The organism is Blautia sp. DFI.1.216, from assembly GCF_020594215.1.
Taxonomy (GTDB): domain Bacteria; phylum Bacillota; class Clostridia; order Lachnospirales; family Lachnospiraceae; genus Blautia_A; species Blautia_A wexlerae.
The window spans coordinates 1-19,007 of the sequence record NZ_JAJDML010000025.1 but is presented as its reverse complement, the minus strand read 5'-3'; the positions used below and the strand labels follow the sequence as shown (position 1 = coordinate 19,007).

The 19,007-nt window shown below is 41.5% G+C and carries 17 protein-coding genes and 1 pseudogene; 4 read left to right on the top strand and 14 right to left on the bottom strand.

From position 1 onward, the window contains the following. Positions 1–9: 9 nt before the first annotated feature. From LJE11_RS10995 to LJE11_RS10965, 7 genes are all read right to left on the bottom strand, one after another. Positions 10–534, bottom strand: coding sequence for an adenine phosphoribosyltransferase (locus tag LJE11_RS10995; RefSeq protein ID WP_008703730.1), 525 nt, complete (start codon positions 532–534; stop codon positions 10–12). A gap of 147 nt (positions 535–681) precedes the next feature. Continuing rightward, on the bottom strand, positions 682–2,394 hold the full coding sequence (gene recJ / locus LJE11_RS10990) for a single-stranded-DNA-specific exonuclease RecJ (RefSeq protein ID WP_195280252.1): 1,713 nt from the start codon (positions 2,392–2,394) through the stop codon (positions 682–684). Between the two features lie 81 nt (positions 2,395–2,475). After that, a complete protein-coding gene (gene secD, locus LJE11_RS10985) occupies positions 2,476–4,884 on the bottom strand; it encodes a protein translocase subunit SecD (RefSeq protein ID WP_118610897.1) in 2,409 nt (802 codons plus the stop codon). A gap of 111 nt (positions 4,885–4,995) precedes the next feature. After that, positions 4,996–6,363, bottom strand: a complete 1,368-nt coding sequence (gene scfB, locus LJE11_RS10980) for a thioether cross-link-forming SCIFF peptide maturase (protein WP_008703733.1) — start codon at positions 6,361–6,363, stop codon at positions 4,996–4,998. A gap of 80 nt (positions 6,364–6,443) precedes the next feature. Continuing rightward, positions 6,444–6,584 (bottom strand): six-cysteine ranthipeptide SCIFF, encoded by a 141-nt coding sequence (scfA, locus tag LJE11_RS10975; RefSeq protein WP_008703734.1) that lies wholly within the window; start codon positions 6,582–6,584, stop codon positions 6,444–6,446. A 73-nt stretch (positions 6,585–6,657) separates the two neighbouring features. Beyond that, positions 6,658–7,008 (bottom strand): TIGR04086 family membrane protein, encoded by a 351-nt coding sequence (locus tag LJE11_RS10970; RefSeq protein ID WP_008703735.1) that lies wholly within the window; start codon positions 7,006–7,008, stop codon positions 6,658–6,660. Between the two features lie 49 nt (positions 7,009–7,057). Beyond that, complete coding sequence (locus LJE11_RS10965) at positions 7,058–8,566, bottom strand: hypothetical protein (protein ID WP_195284601.1); 1,509 nt, start codon at positions 8,564–8,566, stop codon at positions 7,058–7,060. 344 nt (positions 8,567–8,910) lie between these two features. Here LJE11_RS10965 and LJE11_RS10960 point away from each other — a divergent pair, with 344 nt between their 5' ends. Next, positions 8,911–10,194 (top strand): HlyC/CorC family transporter, encoded by a 1,284-nt coding sequence (locus LJE11_RS10960; RefSeq protein ID WP_008703738.1) that lies wholly within the window; start codon positions 8,911–8,913, stop codon positions 10,192–10,194. A 3-nt stretch (positions 10,195–10,197) separates the two neighbouring features. Here LJE11_RS10960 and LJE11_RS10955 read toward each other — a convergent pair whose 3' ends face one another. Further along, positions 10,198–10,800 carry a YdcF family protein gene (locus LJE11_RS10955; protein ID WP_330363408.1) on the bottom strand — a complete coding sequence of 201 codons (603 nt, stop codon included), beginning with the start codon at positions 10,798–10,800 and terminating at the stop codon, positions 10,198–10,200. A 291-nt stretch (positions 10,801–11,091) separates the two neighbouring features. Further along, positions 11,092–11,856, bottom strand: a complete 765-nt coding sequence (locus tag LJE11_RS10950; RefSeq protein ID WP_008703740.1) for an N-acetylmuramoyl-L-alanine amidase — start codon at positions 11,854–11,856, stop codon at positions 11,092–11,094. Positions 11,857–12,119: 263 nt separating this feature from the next. Here LJE11_RS10950 and LJE11_RS10945 point away from each other — a divergent pair, with 263 nt between their 5' ends. The 3 genes from LJE11_RS10945 (at position 12,120) to LJE11_RS10935 (ending at position 14,971) form a co-directional block, all read left to right on the top strand. Beyond that, positions 12,120–13,106 (top strand): ABC transporter substrate-binding protein, encoded by a 987-nt coding sequence (locus tag LJE11_RS10945; protein WP_227295977.1) that lies wholly within the window; start codon positions 12,120–12,122, stop codon positions 13,104–13,106. A 150-nt stretch (positions 13,107–13,256) separates the two neighbouring features. Then, complete coding sequence (locus tag LJE11_RS10940; protein ID WP_062807805.1) at positions 13,257–14,174, top strand: ABC transporter permease; 918 nt, start codon at positions 13,257–13,259, stop codon at positions 14,172–14,174. A gap of 2 nt (positions 14,175–14,176) precedes the next feature. After that, the gene (locus LJE11_RS10935) at positions 14,177–14,971 is read left to right on the top strand and encodes an ABC transporter ATP-binding protein (protein WP_008703743.1); all 795 of its coding nucleotides are present in this window, start codon (positions 14,177–14,179) and stop codon (positions 14,969–14,971) included. A 74-nt stretch (positions 14,972–15,045) separates the two neighbouring features. Here the strand turns inward: LJE11_RS10935 and LJE11_RS10930 are convergent, their stop codons facing one another. The 5 genes and pseudogenes from LJE11_RS10930 to LJE11_RS10910 form a co-directional block, all read right to left on the bottom strand. Then, the gene (locus tag LJE11_RS10930) at positions 15,046–15,996 is read right to left on the bottom strand and encodes a DUF5688 family protein (protein ID WP_055054001.1); all 951 of its coding nucleotides are present in this window, start codon (positions 15,994–15,996) and stop codon (positions 15,046–15,048) included. A 176-nt stretch (positions 15,997–16,172) separates the two neighbouring features. After that, a complete protein-coding gene (locus LJE11_RS10925) occupies positions 16,173–16,649 on the bottom strand; it encodes a low molecular weight protein-tyrosine-phosphatase (protein WP_120062321.1) in 477 nt (158 codons plus the stop codon). Positions 16,650–16,834: 185 nt separating this feature from the next. After that, positions 16,835–18,034: a site-specific integrase gene (locus LJE11_RS10920; RefSeq protein ID WP_064786536.1), complete on the bottom strand. Its 1,200-nt coding sequence runs from the start codon at positions 18,032–18,034 to the stop codon at positions 16,835–16,837. 111 nt (positions 18,035–18,145) lie between these two features. Further along, positions 18,146–18,379: an excisionase gene (locus tag LJE11_RS10915; RefSeq protein WP_016218019.1), complete on the bottom strand. Its 234-nt coding sequence runs from the start codon at positions 18,377–18,379 to the stop codon at positions 18,146–18,148. A gap of 308 nt (positions 18,380–18,687) precedes the next feature. After that, positions 18,688–19,007: pseudogene (locus tag LJE11_RS10910) on the bottom strand (virulence-associated E family protein); the annotation flags it as partial.

The following is a 19,007-nucleotide window of genomic DNA, read 5'->3' as shown; positions in this document are numbered from 1 at the left end:
CAGCTGTGCTTATTTACCATCATAACAAATTACGGACGCTACATCATACCCATTCAGTCTTTCGCGTCCCTTTAAACCTGCAAGTTCCATGAGAAATACAACCTTGACAACCTCACCGCCAAGCTGTTCCACCAGCTTGATCGCTGCTTCGATCGTACCGCCTGTTGCGATCAGATCATCAACGATAACCACTTTCTGACCTGGTTTTATGGAATCTTTATGCATTTCAATCTCTGCACTGCCATATTCCAGATCATAGCTTACAGATACTGTTTCGCGGGGAAGTTTGCCTTTTTTACGAATCGGTACAAATGGTTTATGAAGATTATATGCGATCGGTACACCAAAGATAAAGCCTCTGGACTCTGTTCCTGCAATCACGTCCACATCTATATCCTTAAGACAGTCCTGCATGGAGTCGATTGCCAGCTGCAGGCCATCCGCATCCTGCAGAACACTTGTAATATCTCTGAAAATAATCCCCGGTTCAGGAAAATCCGGTATACTTAATACATAATCTTCAATTTTCTTCATTTTATTTCTCCTCCAGTGTGTGTTATATTGCTGTTCGCTCATAAATATTTTATAGTATATCACCTTTTTATTTCAGAATCAAGTTACTGTTAAGCCCTGACATTTGTATTTCCAGGCTTACCGGCGGTTACAAAACAGGCGGTAATATTAACAGTAATTCTGAATAATGATCTGGAGACTCTCTCGTCCCCTGAATCTGTTGATCTCCGGATAATAAGTAACAGAAATACTGTCTTTTTCCCTGATGAAGTTCACAAAATCCTCTGCTTCTCCGAAATAAATGCCTTCCACTGAAATCCCCTGCGGATCGAGAAGTTTTAATTTTAGTACATTTTTATTTTTCCCGATAATACTGTAATCAAGCACTCTGAGATTTTTCTGTGCAAAGACCGGTTTTGTATTCCCTTTTCCAAAGGGTTCCAGAAGCGAAATCTGTTCTACCAGTTCTTTTGTAATATAAGACACAGGCATCGGCACATCAATCACGATCTTAGGACGCAATTCTTCGTCCGTCAACGTACAGTTGACATTGAGGCGTCTCCGGAATTCTTCTATATTTTTTTCTTCTATAGAAAGACCTGCTGCCATCGGATGACCTCCAAACTGTATCATCAGGTCTGCACATTTTACCAGTTCTTCATACATAGAGTAACTTTCTATTGATCTTCCACTTCCTTTTGCACTTGTCTCACCGCCCGTCAATACAAAGGCAGGCCTGTGATATTTTTCCCTGATCCTGCCTGCTATAATACCGGCAAGACTTTCATGACAATCTGGAAGATAAACTACCAGTACTCTGTCATTTTTCAGCTCTGTAGTCTCTATGATCCGGATTGCCTCTTCTTTTCCTTTCTCAGTGAGAGCTTTTCGGCTCTGATTAAGAGCTGTAAGATCTCCGGCAAGCCTTGCTGCTTCTTCCTTTGTTTTTGCATTGAGAAGTGCAAGAGAACGGGCAGCTGTATCCAGTCTTCCACTGGCATTGATACATGGTCCCAGCACAAATCCGATATGATAAGCTGTGATTTTAGCATCTTCCAGAGAATTTGCTCGGATCAGTTCCTGCAATCCTTGATTTTTGGTATTTCTCAGACGGTACAGTCCTTCTTTTACCAGAATCCTGTTCTCTCCCTGAAGATCCATAACATCTCCTACTGTTGCAATAGCCGCCAGTTCATAATAATCTTCCAGTTCCTCTGCCGGAACACCAAATCTCTCGTAAAGTGCTGCAATATATTTAAAGGCCACCACTGCCCCACACAGGTTTTTATTCGGGTATGGACAATCATATTGTTTCGGATTCAAAATCGCATCTGCCGGCGGAAGCACCATCTGGCGTTCTCCCTTTTCCTCCCTGTAAGGAACCTCATGATGATCTGTAATAATCACTGTCATTCCCTTATCCTTTGCCATCTGGATTTCAGCAGCCGCAGCAATTCCATTATCACAGGTCACGATCGTATCGATCCGGTCCGTTTCCGCTCTTTCTATAAGATGTGCATGAATCCCATATCCGTCTGCAACTCTGTCCGGAATATAAGTATCCACATCTGCTCCGATCCTCGCAAGACCTTTCATTAAAATGTATGTAGAGGTCACACCATCAATATCATAATCACCAATAATACGGACTTTTGCTTTCTGCGATATTTTTTTCTCCAGGATATCTACAGCTTTTTCCATATCCTTCATCAGCCAGGGAGAAGGAAGCTCTTGTACTGTTCCTGACAGATACTCTCTTATCTTATCTTCTCCGATCACATCTCTGTTCCTGATCAGTCTCGCAATCACCGGATCAATATGAAACTGTTGACCGATCTGGTTAAAATCTGCTCTTTTTGCTGCTATTACCCATTTCTCCATATATTTTCTCTCCTCATAAAAATATCCCGGAGTTTTACCCCGGGATATTTCTGTCTGCCTGTTTTTCAGACAATTATTGTTTTATTCAGCATCATCATTCTGCTGTTTTTTAGCTGCTTCTTCGGCAGCCAGACGTTCAGCTACTCTTTTTCTGTTTTTCTTCTTTGGCTGAGTCGGATCTTTCTGTGATACATCACGTGCTTTCTTCGGCTTTGAAGAGGACTTTGCAGATGCGGAGGCTGCAGCAATTGCCGGCTGTCCTTTTCCTGCAAATTTCTTTTTCATCACATACCACAACGCACCTGTAATACATACAGAAGAATATGCACCGACAAGAACACCAACCATCAGAGGTGCTGCAAATTCACGGATAGAAGAAACACCCATGATATAAAGAACAGCTACCATAACAAAAGTTGTAAAAGAGGTATAAATACTTCTTGTAAGAGTCTGGGTGATACTTGTGTTTACAATTTCTGCCAGTTTTTCTCTGGAACCACTGTGAAGGTTCTCACGTATACGGTCAAAAATAACGATTGTAGCATTGATAGAATAACCTACGATCGTAAGCATGCAGGCAATAAATGTATTACCGACAGATACTCTGGCAATAGCATAGAATGCAAGTACAACCAGAACATCATGCAGAAGCGCCAATACCGCACTGCTTGCAAAACGGATGTCTTTAAATCTGAACCAGATATAAAGAAGCATACAGATTGTAGCTACTATAACGGCTACGATCGCATCACGACGCATTTCACTACTTACTGTAGAAGAAATACTTTCTGTGGAAATCGTGCTGTCATCTACACCAAATTTCTCAACCAGTGCACTCTGCAGAGCTTCACGTTCGCTCTGATTCAGAGAACGTGTCTTGATCACAACCTGATTTGTTCCGACTACCTTTGTAGGCTGAACATTTTTATCTCCTGTCACCTCTTCTACAACAGGAGTTACTTCAGAATCAATGGTCTTAATATCCATATCTTCATTAAATGTAACAGTTGTAGAAGTACCGCCTGAGAACTCAAGGCTGTAATTTAACGCTTTGTTTCCTGCATGCGAATTAGCAAACATCGCTGCCGGACCGCAGAGGATCAGGATAATGGAAATAGCAAAAAATACTTTCTTCTTTCCAAGGAAATCAACTGCCTTACGTTCTTTTGCAGATCCGTAGAATTTCGGATCACGTACACCAACTGCATAAAGTGCATTTACAATCAGTCTGGATACAACCAGTGCTGTAAACATGGAGATCACGATACCAAGGGCAAGTGTATAAGCAAATCCCTTAACAGTACCTGAACCAAGCCACATCAGCACAAAGGCTGCGATCAGCGTTGTAATATTTCCATCAAAGATTGCAGAGAAAGCTTTGCTGAAACCGGACTTAATAGAATTCCTTACTGAAACTCCTGCACCAATTTCCTCTCTGATTCGGGCATAAATAATAACATTGGCATCCACCGCCATACCGATACCAAGGATAATACCCGCAATACCCGGAAGAGTAAGAGTAATATCAAAGGCATTCAGCGTGATCAGCATTAATGATGTATAAAGAATCAGTGCAATACCTGCAACTATACCAGGTATGCGGTATGCAATGATCATAAAGATAATAACGATGATCAGACCGATCGCACCTGCAAGAACACTTGTAGAGATTGCTTCTTCACCAAGCTGTGCAGCTACAACACTGGAACGAAGTTCTTCCAGTTCCAGTCCCAGAGAACCGATACGGATATAAGAAGCAAGGTTCTGTGCTTCTTCCAGGTCAGACATTCCGCTGATCTGTGCTTTTCCGCCGGAAATCTCTTCATTTACATTCGGAGCACTGATAATGTTATTGTCATAGACGATAGCGATCTGCTTGCCTACATTATTCTTTGTAGCTTCTGCAAATTTTGTTTTACCACTGTTTTCTCCATCAGAAGTAAGAGTAAGACTTACCACATATTCCTTTGCACTTGTGTTCTGATTCTGGATCGCACCACCCTGGGCATCTGCTACATCAGAACCTTCCAGAACAACACTTCCGGATTCCTTGATCTCATCCATAGTTCTGGAGAGAACATATCCATCCTGTCCTGTAGTAAAGTTCTGGTTTCCGTCAGCATCTTCTTTTGTGATGAAATACAGGGAACCTGGTTTACCCAGATCATTCAGAATAGTATCTGCATCTGTAACACCAGGAATTTCAACTGTAATACGGTCTGATCCTTCCTGGTATACCTGAGCCTCAGTACTGTACTGCTCTACACGCTTCTGAAGCTTGTAGATCGTATCTGACATCTCTTCGCTTGTCGGATTGCTCTCCTTAGCCTGGTAGGTAATGCTGACACCACCGGCAAGATCAAGACCCGTGTTGATATGTTTTGCTGCACCGGTTCCGGTAGGACCGATACCTACGGCTGCAGTAAAGCAAAAGAACACAGTCAGGATCAGTGTCAGAAGCAGCACTACGATTCCTTTACTTTTCTTCATAGTTCTTTTCCCTTCTTGATTTTTTGTCCGCGGTCATGTTCATCCGCCTGCCAGCCATTTTCTGTTATGATAACAGCCGACGGCGGTATCAGTCAGACAGATTACTGCCCACTAATCACATGCCAGTGCGGCTTTTATCATGATGGCGCACTCCACACGTTTTCTCTGGAGTTCGCATCCGATTTCATAATTGCCTTTGATATCTCCCTGGAAATGGAATGCATTTGCCGCACATCCGCCACTACAGTAGAAACGTGCGAAGCAGTCTTTGCAGTCTTTCTTTGTGTAAACGTTGCATCCGCCGAATTCCTTCTGGATTTCCGGCTTTGTGATGCCTTCGTCTACATTTCCCATGAGATACTGTTCTTCACCAACAAACTGGTGACATGGGTAAAAATCACCCCAGGGTGTTACAGCCAGGTACTCTGTTCCTGAACCGCAGCCTGACAGTCTCTTGTATACACAAGGGCCACCTGTAAGGTCGATCATAAAATGGAAGAAGTTAAATCCTTTTCCCTCTTTCTCTCTTTTAATCATTTCTTTTGCAAGAGTATCATACTCTTCCATGATCTGGGGGATATCCTCCTCGCGGATCGCATATTCCTCCGTATCAGCCGCAACTACAGGCTCTACAGAAATCTGTTTGAATCCAAGATCTGCCAGATGAAGCACATCCTTGGAGAAATCAAGATTATGGTGAGTAAAAGTACCTCTTACATAATACTTGTCCTGATTTCTGGATTCTGCAAACTTCTGGAACTTCGGCATGATCAGGTCATAGCTTCCTGCACCTTTTCTGAATGGACGCATGTAATCATGTACTTCCTTACGTCCGTCCACACTCAGTACAACGTTGCCCATCTCTTTATTGCAGAATTCCATTACTTCATCATTCAGAAGAACTCCGTTTGTTGTTAAAGTGAAACGGAATTTCTTATTGTGAAGCTTTTCCTGCTCTCTGCCATATTTTACCAGATCTTTTACAACCTGCCAGTTCATCAGCGGCTCGCCGCCAAAGAAATCTACTTCCAGGTTTTTTCTGGAACCGGAGTTCGCGATCAGGAAATCAAGAGCTTTTTTGCCGACTTCATAGGACATAAGAGCTCTTCTGCCATGATATTCGCCTTCTTCGGCAAAACAATAACGGCAGGCCAGATTGCAGTCATGAGCAATGTGCAGGCACAATGCTTTTACAACGGTCTGCCGGTTATTTGAAAATTCTTCAATTACATTCTCATAAACATCTTTTGTAAAAAGCATTCCATCTTCTTTCAGCTTATTACATTCTCTTACAGATGTCTCAATATCTTCTCTGTTATATTTGTTTTCCAGTTTCTCTGCAATAGCTTCTGTGCCAAGGCCCTCTTCCAGATATGGAAGAACCTCATATGTAACCTCATCTACCAGATGGATGCATCCACTGTTGATATCCAGTACAATATTAAAGCCATTGCTTTTATAACGGTGAATCAGACTCATTTTACTAAAATCCTTTCTAAGCGTAAGATAAGCAGCGGAATAAAAGTTCCGCTGCTTATCTCATTTCTCCATAGCTGATCTTATTTCTGCTCGCAGCTCTGGTTTCCTACTGTACAGGAAGTTTTACATGCGGACTGGCAGGAAGTCTGGCACTCGCCACATCCACCTTTTTTTACAGTGTTCTGTAAATTCTTTGTATTCAGGGTTTTGATATGTTCCATAACTCTATCCTCCTTATGTAATTATATTCTTGGCATAGTATATCATATATCTTCTCATTTTAAAAGCTTTTTTTTACGACAGCATTCCACCCAGTGTTCCACCGCCTGTGCACATAAAAAATGTTGTAACTGCATGAGCTGCACTCATATCCCAGCCGCCTTTTGCCATAACAGAGACAGTCAACAGTAATACATAGTAAGCCAGACCTGTGATAACACCCCACAGATATTTGTCTTTACGCACAATTTTGCCGGCCATAAAGCCTCCCATGAAACATGCAAGTACATAAATTATAATAATCCCCGCATCTACAGCTGTTTCTCCCAGATCAAAAGCAAACAGTACCAGGGCCAAAAGCAGTAATGCCACTCCTGTTAATGCATATGCAAATAATAGTGATTTCAAAATTGCTCTGACTTTCATTGCTTCCCCTCCTGTTAAACTATATGGGGGAGGAATCAGTGTTATTCTTTTATTTCTTTCTCTTTTTTATAAATACAGCCACACCGGCGATCACTGCAGCTGCCACAAACAGTATCACAAACGGCATAATTGATGTTGTATCTCCGGTATTTACTGTATTGTTATTTTTCACAGCTTTATTTTCCGTTGAATTATCATTCTGATCAGAAGAAGAACCATTATTGCTGTCAGAACTGTCATTCATAGATACTGTATTGTTCTTTCCGGAATCAGAACTCTGACTGTCGGAGGAAGCCGGTGCAGGAGTTACCGCATCTGTGTCGTCCGTATCATTCCCCGCATCAGGTCCTACTAATTGTCTGCTTCCTGCAATTCCAAATGGACTGAAAGAATGTGTGCTGAATACCATAATACCATTCTCTACACTCGGAATAATCGTCTCAGTTGCCCCGTTGTCCAGGAGATGTTCGATAGTATACTGATATCCGGATTTTACCGGCACAGTGACACTGATATAATCTCCATTAGGGATCTCATATTCTGTATTATTCTTAAGATCCCAGAGTTCAAATTCATATGACTGGAAAATCATTGCATCTGATTCATTGGTAAACTGATAGCTGTCACCGCTTGAAACTCTGAACTGTACATACCATGGAAGATTAACTCCACTTACTGTAATACCGTCGCAGGTATGATTAAGTGCGGCCCTCTCTTCTTTTTCTTCATCAGAAAGAGAATCCTCTGCATCTGTAGGACGGTCATCCTTATCGTCCGGCAGAACAGGATTATCAAAGATATTATCATCTGCGCCATCTTCATCATCTTTCTTCGTATCTTCTTTATCCTGTGTCATATCATCTGCAGGTTCCAGCTTACCGGTAGTTTCTGTATCTTTATCCGTCTTATCTGCATTGCTGTTATTATCTTTGTTGTTTTTATTATCTGTTTTATCTTCTTCAATCTTATTCTCTTCATTGTCTGTATCAGTTTTATTATCCTGATCTGATTTACTTTCCTTATCTTCTTTATTGTCTGTATCAGCGTTTTCATCTGCGGCAGGTTTTTCTGACGAAGTTTCAGGCGTTTCTGTTGGATCTGCATTTTCTGTTGGATCTGTTTTACCTGAGCCTTCTGTCTTATCAACATTATCACCATCCGTAATACTGTTCACTATTACATTGATGTAACCGACAACCGCGCCGCTCTCCGGATCCCATCCATCCACATGGCTTAAATCCTGCCCTTCTGCCGGTATAAGAAGTACCTCACAGCTCTGTACACGTTGTGCAGGAACGAAACTTCCATCTGCCCATTCAAAAGTTCCATATTCCGTTGCCGGAAGTTCTACATCCGCAAGTTCTACAGGCTTATCAAGCGTGATGTTGTCCGGAATCAGAGAAGACACAGTATTCTCCTGTGACTCAGCCGCACTGACCTGTCTTGTTACACCCGGTATATTATTTCCTGCAATCAAAGCCGCTGTTAAAGCCGCTGCCGCAAAAATACCCGTTCCTTTTAATTTATTTTTTCTTATTCTATTTATATTATTGGACATATCGCACCTCTATATTTATATTCGATTCTTATGTTTCCTGATAATCATTTTTTTACTTTCGGCCAAATATCAGTTCTCTTTTTACGTAATACAATAATATTACATATCTGTATATTATCAAACTTTTATCATTTTGTAAATATTCTGTAATGTTTTTTTTCATTTTAATCGAGTGAATTATAACACAAATCTTACTTTTTCGACAGTCCTCTTTTAAATTTTTTTATACTATCTTTGAACCAAAAGCTTTTTCTTGATTTTTTATATGAAATCATGTATATTTTGCTTAAATGTTTTATGATATGATTCAATCAATAAAGATAATCAAAAGGAGTGAATAAATCTTGGATTCAAGTATTGCCTTTCAGGCGGTGGCGATTCTGATACTGATCGCACTTTCTTCATTTTTTTCTTCTGCGGAAACCGCTATGACAACCGTAAATAAGATTCGGATACAGTCTCTTGCCGAGCAGGGCAACAAACGTGCTGTTATTCTGGAAAAAATAATTTCCGATTCCCCAAAGATGCTCAGTACCGTATTAATCGGAAACAACATTGTAAATATGTCTGTTTCTTCTCTCATGACTACACTCACCATAAAGATTCTGGGAAACGCATATGTAGGAATCACAACCGGCATCCTGACTCTGCTGATTCTCATTTTCGGTGAGATAACCCCCAAAAACCTGGCAACAATTCATGCTGAAAAATTGTCCCTGGCCTATTCAAGAATAATATACGGGCTTATGATTCTCCTTACTCCCGTTGTTTTCATTGTAAATAAAATAACAGAAGGTGTACTGGTCATTCTGCATGTTAACCCGGACGAAAAGGCAAATGCCATGACTGAACATGAACTGCGTACTCTCGTCAATGTAGGTGAAAAAGACGGCGTCATTGAAAACGAAGAAAAACAGATGATCTACAATGTGTTTGATTTTGGCGATTCAACTGCAAAAGATGTCATGATTCCCAGAATCGACATGACCTTTATAGATATCAATTTTTCCTATGATGAACTTATGGCGGTCTTCAGTGAAGATATGCATACCCGTTTTCCGGTTTATGAGGACAACACTGATAACGTAATCGGTATTATCAATATGAAAGATCTTCTTGTTTATCCAAAGGACAAACCTTTTTCAATCCGCAACATCCTGCGTGAGCCTTATTTTACCTATGAATACAAAGCTACAGCAGACCTGATGATCGAAATGCGTAAAGCATCCGTCAATCTGGCAATCGTTCTGGACGAATACGGTGCCACAGCCGGTCTGGTCACATTGGAAGACCTGTTGGAAGAGATCGTAGGTGAGATTCGCGACGAATACGATGAGGATGAAGTCGAAGATATTAAAGAAATCCAGCCTGAAAGAGAATATGTTGTTCAGGGTTCTGCCAAGCTGGATGATATCAACGAAGCCCTCCATATTAATCTGGAATCTGAAGATTATGATTCTATTGGCGGATATATTATTGAACAGCTTGACTGCCTTCCCAAAGAGGGTCAGTCTGTCACACTTGAAAGTGGCATCCGCCTGGTTGTTGACCGTCTGGACAAAAACAGAATCGAACTTGTCCACATCTGGCTTCCCGAGAAGAAAACTGAAACAGAAGAACAGCCGTAACTGTCATCTCTCCAGCATCAGTGAAAATTGTTTCACGATTCTGGAGAGTTCTCCTGTAACCGCATCAATTCCTTCTTCGTTCTTTCTCCAGTTTTCTCTGGTAATTCCATCTGCATTCACAGGCACCACATAAAATTCTGTTTTCGGATACAAGAGCTGATAATACATCAGACATCTTCTTGCATGGTAAGATTTGCAGCACAAAATCGCTCTTTCTATTTCCAGTTCTGCATGATCTGTCACCTGTCTGGAATAAATTGCGTTCTCATAAGTAAAGGTTGCCTGGTCTTCTTTCAGGATTTTCTGATCCGGAACTCCGTTTTTTATAAGAACATCCCTGAGAAATTCCCATTCTGTTCCATATTCCTTATTATATACATTGCTTTTTTCAAGAACGCCTGAAAACTTTCCATTTACTACGCTGTATTTTCCACTGGGCAGAATCCAGTCCGCCATCCCTTTCTTAAACAATTCTGCTGCTTTTTCCGCCATCTGCGGATAACCATTTCCAGGGACAAAAATAATATCAGATTTTTCCGGCTTGTTTTCTGCAAAAATAAACTCTTCTGAACTTTTTAAAAATTTTTCATATACGTCATTCATCATTACTAACTCCTCGTTATCTGTTTTTTCTACAGCACCTCTCAAATAATGCGTTTGTAACAGTCCAACAGAATTTCACGCTCTGATGAGCCGGAACAATATGCATTATTTACGAAGATTTCTATGGAATTTCTATAGATAGATACAGTGTACCATATTTTTTCTATTAACGTACAACCAAGTTAATTCTTAAAACTATGTCCCCCACTACTTATTGCTTTTCGCAACCTCCGCAGGGGACTTATTTGATTCGGTTAAACAAAAAATCCGCAGACTTCCAATATTTCCAGAAAGCTATTTTGTCACAATAACCGTACTGTAACCATCATCCCTCAGTCTCTGCTCCATATTTACTGCATTACCAATCTGCTGATAGGCACCTGTCTGAACTTTATACAATCCGTTTTCATGTAACATAAAAGAGGGATAACCTTTTTCCAGTAACTGATATAACATACGGTCCGCATTCTCTTTTTTTCTGAACGCTCCAGTCTGCACTCTGTAATAAAGCGGTTCCTGCACTGTTTCCTCATCCAGGCTTCCAAGAATCGCATCTGCAATTCCCTGAGCTATATCGCTAAACTTGTTATCAAACAGTTTATTATCTTCTTCAGAATTGATAAATCCGGTTTCTATTAAAAGAGCCGGCATCCTGGTTCGTCTGAGGACCACAAGTCCCGGCCGCTCTTTTACACCGATTTCGCGGAATCCCACTTCTCCCAGAGCTCCCAGAATATTCTCAGCCATCTGATATTTAATCCCGCTTTTATCATAAATCAGAACTTCCGCTCCATTATACTGATTTTCCTTTGGGCTGCTGTTTCGATGAAATGAAATAAAGTAATCTACTCCTGCCTGATTTGCAAGCTGTGCCTTCTCAAAAGGTGTCTGATAGACATCACCGGTACGGGTATAAGAGATATCAATCCCTTTATTTTTTAAAATCTCACCTACCGCAAGAGCAAGTTTAAGATTGTCATTCTTTTCCTGTCTTCCCTTATATACGGCTCCCGGATCCTGACCTCCATGTCCGGCATCCAGCATGATCGAATATGCCATGACGACACTCTGCTTTCTTCATATACTCTTTATACTATATGAATTAAAAATATAATTGTGCAGGTTGCTTGACTTTTTCACACTAAAGCGTTATACTTTAAAACGTCATAGTCGAATAGCCCGATGACATTATCCGAATCATTTACCAGTACTGCTTTCCCTGCAGAAAATCATTCGGATTCAGGTAAGTTTTATATTATTAAATAATAAACGCAATTCTTACCTGACTTAATTTAAACATTATATTAGGAGGATATATCATTATGAAAAGAAAAGCATTAGCAATCACTCTTGCAGCAGCCATGGCTATGGGAACCTGCGCAGTAACAGCAAGTGCTGCTGACGGAGACAAATATACAATCGGTATCTGTCAGCTTGTACAGCACGAAGCTCTCGACGCTGCGACACAGGGATTCAAGGATGAAGTCACCAAAGAACTGGGAGAAGACGCAGTTACCTTTGACGAGCAGAACGCACAGGGAGATTCCAACACCTGTTCTACAATCATTAACAGCTTCGTTTCCAATAATGTTGATCTGATTCTTGCAAATGCAACTCCTGCTCTTCAGGCAGCTGCAGCAGGGACAAGCGATATTCCGATTCTTGGTACTTCTGTTACTGAATACGGTGTTGCACTTGGACTGGATGATTTCGACGGGACTGTGGGCGGAAATATTTCCGGAACTGCAGACCTTGCTCCCCTTGATCAGCAGGCAGCAATGCTCAATGAACTTTTCCCGGATGCAAAAAATATAGGTCTTCTCTACTGTTCTGCCGAAGCAAACTCTCAGTATCAGGTAGATACAGTAAAAGCTGAACTTGAAAAACTCGGATATACATGTGAATATTATGCATTCTCTGACTCTAATGATCTCTCTTCTGTTGCTACAACAGCAACTGACGCAAGTGATGTAATTTATGTACCGACAGATAATACAGTTGCTTCCAACACAGAGATCATCAACAACATCTGCCTTCCGGCAAAAGTTCCGGTAATCACAGGCGAAGAAGGTATCTGCAGCGGATGCGGTGTTGCGACACTTTCCATCAGCTATTATGACCTTGGTGTTACGACCGGCAAGATGGCTGTTAAGATTTTAAAGGACGGTGAAGATATTTCCACAATGCCGATCGAATATGCACCAAACTTCACAAAAGAATATAACAAAGATATCTGCGAAGAGCTGGGCATCGAAGTTCCGGACGATTATGTTGCAATCGGCGAGGCTGCTGAAGAAACTGCCAAATAAATCCGGTCAGACAGTTGAAAAATACTCACACCAACAGGATTTTAAATAACAGCTTATCAAACAGTTATAAAAAATTCAATTTATATGCGATCAGCGGGAAAGGTTTGACGCCTCTCTCGCTTTTCGCATCTCAACAGGAGGAAATTACAAATGCAAATTATAACATTAATCACTGCACTTCCGGGTGCAGTAGCCCAGGGTCTGATCTGGGGAATTATGGCAATCGGTGTTTATATCACTTTCCGTATTCTTGATATTGCAGACCTTACAGTTGATGGCACTATGTGCACCGGTGGTGCAGTGTGTATTATGATGATGCTTTCCGGTCATAATGTCTGGATTTCTATGTTGGCCGCTACTCTCGCCGGAATGCTGGCAGGCCTTGTAACCGGAATTTTTCACACCTTTATGGGAATTCCCGCAATCCTTGCCGGAATCCTGACACAGTTATCTCTGTATTCCGTAAACCTGAAGATCATGGGAAAAGCAAATCAGGCAATCAACGTTGATAAATATAATCTTCTGGTTTCCCTGCGACATATAAAAAATGCATCTCTTTCCAAAAACACAATTTTTATTGTAGCAGTTATGTGTATTCTCCTGATTGCCATTCTCTACTGGTTCTTTGGAACAGAGCTTGGCTGTTCCCTTCGCGCAACCGGATGTAACCCAAATATGTCACGCGCCCAGGGTATCAACACAAACATGAATAAAGTTCTCGGACTTATGATTTCCAACGGTCTGGTAGGACTTTCCAGTGCACTCCTTGCACAGTATCAGGGATTTGCAGATGTCAACATGGGACGTGGTTCCATCGTTATCGGTCTGGCAGCAGTTATTATTGGCGAGGCAATCTTTGGACGTATTTTCCGCAACTTTGCCCTTCGCTTGTTAGCAGTTATCTTCGGTTCCATTCTGTATTATCTGGTACTTCAGATTGTTATCTGGATGGGTATCGACACTGACCTGCTGAAGATGCTGTCCGCAATCGTAGTTGCTCTCTTCCTTGCATTCCCATACTGGAAAGGCAAATACTTTAATAAACCAGCCAAAAGGGGAGGTAAATAAAAATGCTTGAACTTAAAAATATCTATAAAACCTTTAATCCCGGAACCATTAATGAGAAACGTGCATTAAATGGTCTGAACCTGAAGCTGAACGAAGGCGATTTTGTAACTGTTATCGGAGGAAACGGCGCCGGCAAATCTACTATGCTAAATGCTGTTGCAGGAACCTGGCCGGTTGATGAAGGACAGATCCTTATCGACAATATTGATGTTACAAAACTTTCTGAACATAAACGTGCTACATACCTTGGACGTGTGTTTCAGGATCCAATGACAGGAACCGCTGCAACAATGGGTATCGAAGAAAACCTTGCACTTGCAAAACGCCGCGGAAAATCCCGTCTTCTCCGCTCCGGAATCACTAAAGCAGAGCGCGAAGAATACAAAGAGCTCCTGAAAATTCTTGGTCTTGGTCTGGAAGACAGACTGACTTCTAAAGTAGGTCTTCTGTCGGGCGGTCAGAGACAGGCTCTTACTCTCCTGATGGCAACACTTCAGAAACCAAAGCTTCTGCTTCTGGATGAACATACCGCAGCTCTTGATCCGAAAACAGCTGCCAAAGTTCTGGAGATTACAGATATGATCGTAAACCGCGATCACCTTACGACATTGATGATCACCCACAACATGAAGGACGCTATTGCACATGGCAATCGTCTGATCATGATGATGGAAGGAAAAATCATTCTGGATATCCAGGGAGAAGAAAAGAAAAAACTGACAGTTAAAAACCTTCTGGATCAGTTTGAAAAAGCAAGCGGAGAAGAGTTCAGCAATGACTCTGCACTGCTCGGATAACCGTATAAATTACTCATAACGTTTCTAAATATCCTTTATATGAGAGTACTTTTTTACAGAGTACTCTCATATTTTTATTTCTCATCTTTTTCCAGCGGAGTTACACAGATAAATTTATGTGTTTCCCTATTGTACTGGTAGATTCTCGACGTCAGATAGTCCTCTTTCGGTGTAGCCTCCCTGATCGTATCCCGCAAAACACACTGCAAATCTTCAGGTTCTACAAATTTATCATTATGGATCATTACCTCATGTACACTGGTAAACACCATATAGAAATCGGAATCCAGCATATATGCCAATTGTTCTGCCACTCCCGGCAGGAACACTGCAACTGCACCATTTGTTTTCTTCGTTGTACTGAGACAATTTCCCATTGCATCTTTCTTCAATTCACACTTATCACCCAGATTCATAAAACTTTCACCTTCATATTCCGGATTAAAAATCATCTGTTCCCATCTGTAAATTCTGGGTGGACTCATAAAATACGTATTGAGAATCGCCTCCTGAAACACCTCATCACATTCTTTTCCCCACTGCTCCAGCATTCCCTGCCGGATTTTTGTACTTGTCACACATCCTTCATATTCCGTAACTTTCATATAAAGCACAAGTGCAATATCACCAAGAGTTTTATACACCGCATCCTGAAGATCCGCGGAATATTTATCTGCATTCAGCAATCTTATAAACAGGCGGGGTTTTGTCTTCTCATAATCCCTGATCACTCTTGTTTTCTCATAAATATCCGCCTTTTTTATCCGATTCAGATCATCTGTGATTTCTTTTATAATTTCCTCAAACGGACTGCCATTCTGATAAGATTTAAAAAGTTCCTGTGTATAAAGTCCACAGACCTCCCAGGCATCATCATGCTCTGCAAACTTCACCAACAGTCTGTCTCCTACAGGTGCAAACCTCCCGCCTTCTTTCTCAAAAGAAATATTTTCCCTCGGAATCCCTGTAGCCTCGTAAATACCAATCTCCAGTTTCTCTACGAATGTTTCATAGTCTTTCTGCATATTCAGTTCCTTTCTTGCTTTGAAAATAATACGGGCAGGATGCCCTGATTTGAATGTTGACTTTCCGTTTTCGGAAAAAAGAAAATAAGGGAGCGAAAGCCCCCTTAAGAGTCGCTGTAGACATAGTATAAAATAGCCACAGCTATTTGTAAAGTAAATTTCATCGACAATATTTATTACAGTTTCTTTTTATCTTTCAGATATTCCAGAAAAGCCTCACAGCCCTCCACCACATCTGAATATGTGACATCAAATCCACCTGTATACCACGGATCTGCGATATCCCTCGGATCATCACTGTAATCCAGAAGAAGTTTAACCTTGTCCTCTGGATCTGATTTCAATATTCTTAACATATTCTTCAGATTCCAGTGGTCCATACCGAGAATATAATCATATTTATCATAATCTGCCTTCGTTAGTTGAACTGCGCGCTTACCCTTACAATCAATCCCATGCTTAGCAAGCTCCTCTCGCGCCGGAGGATATACCGGATTCCCGATTCCATTCCATATCTCCTCAGTGCTGGTTGCAGCAGATGCGATATAAAATCGGTCTGAAAGACCTTGTTTAGAAACCATGTCTTTAAAAATGAATTCTGCCATTGGTGAGCGGCAGATATTGCCGTGGCAAATGAATAATACTTTAATCATCTTTTTATATCTCCATTTAAGTCTTGTATTTCTTCTCAAATGCTTGATTTTTCAGGGTTTTCCGACTTTTGAGTTTTCCTTTCTTTTCAAGATATTTTCTCAAATCTTCTCGTATTTTCTTGTGTTTTTCCCTGCAATCTTGGTAAATCCGTTGGTAAAGCAAACGTCCTTACCAACGGGCTTTTTTAACTATTCGCTATCCGATATACTTCTTCCTTTGCATCATCAAAATTCACATGGGTGTAAGTGTTCAAGGTTACACTGATGTCTGCGTGACCCATGATATACTGCAAGGTTTTCGGATTCATCCCGGATTTTGCCATATTAGAGCAAAAGGTGTGCCTGCATACATGAGGGGTAACTTTCGGCATCTGGATACGGTAAATTTTATTGTATTTCTGAATAATATGCTCCAGATACTTTTCCCAGTGAAGGGCAACCATCGGCATATCGTTTTTATCCAGAAACAAGAATCCTGCATATCCTTCCACCATCGGTTCAACTTTTGGTGTCTTGCGGTTGGCAATGATTCTGCGAAAACACGCTGCGACAGCTTCCGTCATCGGCACATAGCGGATGCCTTTATCTGTTTTTGGTTCTTCAATTACATACTGCATCTGTGCAGTACGCTGTAACTGATGGTCTACCTTGATACGCATTTCTCCAAACTCGATTTCTGAAACCGTCAGCCCACAGAACTCTGAGATACGAAGCCCTGTGTGAAAAAGAATATAGATTGCATCATAGTATCTGCTGAAATGTTTATCTTCCTGAATAAACTTCAGTAAATCTCTCTGCTGCTTTCGGGTAATCGCTTCTCTGGTAACAGAATCATTGACAATGACGGATGCAAGTTCAAATTCAAATGGATTTTTACGGAGCAGGTCATCATCTACTGCCATCTGAAATGCCGGTCTGAGAACTCCCCTGATAGAATGAATCGAACTGTATCCCCGTCCATCAATCTGCTGGAGCTTAATTAACCATGCCTTTGCATCTGACAAACGCACCTTATCAATTCGCAGATTCCCAAAACTCTCTTTTTTCAGCATATTGATGACCGTTTTATATCCGGCAACCGTATTGTGACGAACTCCTGTTTTCAATGAAATGTACTTTTCTACCAGTTCCAAAACAGTATAGTTGCCACCGTTGGTTACGATACGGTCAAACAAATCCGCTTCAATCTGTTTTTCTTTCTCACGCAGGGAAGGCTCCCGCTTCTTCCCTTTTGGCATTGGGTCATTCTTGTCCAAACGCCAACTGTATACATTTTTCTCTTTTCCGTCCTCATCAATATAGCGGAACCGATACCTCCCATCCTTACGCTGGTACTCGCCCTCTCGCAAAATCCGATTACGGTTATCTCGTCTTTTCTCACTCATCGTGAACTCTCCTTTCAAAAAAAGAGAGCCAGACTTGCACTCTTATCATAGCACAAATCCGGCTCTCCGCATAGTTATATCATGTGAAATTGGTAAATCTGTCAGCTCTGTTTACACAGCCGTAGCCTGATCCAGATACCTCTCAAATTTCTCACGCTTAATGAGGGCACGATTGCCGTTCATCACATAAAAATCCTCATTGGGATGTGTGTCAATAAGCGTTCTCAATTTTCCTTCGCCGATATGATAATATCTGGCTGCTTCCTCAATGGTAAGCGTATATCTACGCCACACCGGAATATCCGAGTAATTTTTTCCTTCAATATTCATCTTATTATTTGCCATAGGCAGTTATCCTCCATAATTATCGTTGTCGCAGCATTCGCCAAATGGATACGCAAGCGTATCCGCTTGGCTCATTGCCTGCGCACATGAAAACAGCCAGACAGAGGGTGTCGGCAACGAAGTCCGGCAACGGGCTTCAAAAGACCTTGCAAACAATCTCAATCTGGCGATAGTTACTATTTATATTTTTCTTTTATTTTTCTGTTGTTTTGGTTGTTATAAGGGAGAAAAGCCCGCAGTTATGGGATTTCCCCCGGCAACCGGCTCGGCAACGGGATAGCAACAGGGGGTGCAACGGGCTGTCCTTTTCAGAATGGAAGCTCCATCTGTTCTGCGACCTCCACAAAACCGTCCATCGTTTTTTCAGACGGGTTGCCGGAGTCCGTTGCCGGGTTTTCACGCTCCCAGCCCTTTTGTCTGCCATATTCGGAAAACATTCTTGGGTTCGGGAAGTACCGCCAGCCGGTAATGCTCTGATTCATAATCTCGTTGATTTCCCGGATTTCCCATTGCTTCGGTTCGTCAAAGGCATGGTTCAAGGCTTCCTTGTAGAGCTGCTTGGAACAGACCATACTCCCGGTGTACTTATCAAGATACGCCTGTATCATTCCGGCTTTGGTGTCCTCCG

Coding starts and splice junctions, on each gene's coding strand:
- LJE11_RS10995 (WP_008703730.1), bottom strand. CDS start 534: ATGAAGAAAATTGAAGATTATGTATTAAGTATACCGGATTTTCCTGAA.
- LJE11_RS10930 (WP_055054001.1), bottom strand. CDS start 15,996: ATGCAGAAAGACTATGAAACATTCGTAGAGAAACTGGAGATTGGTATT.
- scfB (WP_008703733.1), bottom strand. CDS start 6,363: ATGAGTCTGATTCACCGTTATAAAAGCAATGGCTTTAATATTGTACTG.
- LJE11_RS10940 (WP_062807805.1), top strand. CDS start 13,257: ATGCAAATTATAACATTAATCACTGCACTTCCGGGTGCAGTAGCCCAG.
- LJE11_RS10955 (WP_330363408.1), bottom strand. CDS start 10,800: ATGATGAATGACGTATATGAAAAATTTTTAAAAAGTTCAGAAGAGTTT.
- LJE11_RS10950 (WP_008703740.1), bottom strand. CDS start 11,856: ATGGCATATTCGATCATGCTGGATGCCGGACATGGAGGTCAGGATCCG.
- LJE11_RS10920 (WP_064786536.1), bottom strand. CDS start 18,034: ATGAGTGAGAAAAGACGAGATAACCGTAATCGGATTTTGCGAGAGGGC.
- scfA (WP_008703734.1), bottom strand. CDS start 6,584: ATGGAACATATCAAAACCCTGAATACAAAGAATTTACAGAACACTGTA.
- LJE11_RS10925 (WP_120062321.1), bottom strand. CDS start 16,649: ATGATTAAAGTATTATTCATTTGCCACGGCAATATCTGCCGCTCACCA.
- LJE11_RS10970 (WP_008703735.1), bottom strand. CDS start 7,008: ATGAAAGTCAGAGCAATTTTGAAATCACTATTATTTGCATATGCATTA.
- recJ (WP_195280252.1), bottom strand. CDS start 2,394: ATGGAGAAATGGGTAATAGCAGCAAAAAGAGCAGATTTTAACCAGATC.
- LJE11_RS10965 (WP_195284601.1), bottom strand. CDS start 8,566: ATGTCCAATAATATAAATAGAATAAGAAAAAATAAATTAAAAGGAACG.
- LJE11_RS10935 (WP_008703743.1), top strand. CDS start 14,177: ATGCTTGAACTTAAAAATATCTATAAAACCTTTAATCCCGGAACCATT.
- LJE11_RS10945 (WP_227295977.1), top strand. CDS start 12,120: ATGAAAAGAAAAGCATTAGCAATCACTCTTGCAGCAGCCATGGCTATG.
- secD (WP_118610897.1), bottom strand. CDS start 4,884: ATGAAGAAAAGTAAAGGAATCGTAGTGCTGCTTCTGACACTGATCCTG.
- LJE11_RS10915 (WP_016218019.1), bottom strand. CDS start 18,379: ATGGCAAATAATAAGATGAATATTGAAGGAAAAAATTACTCGGATATT.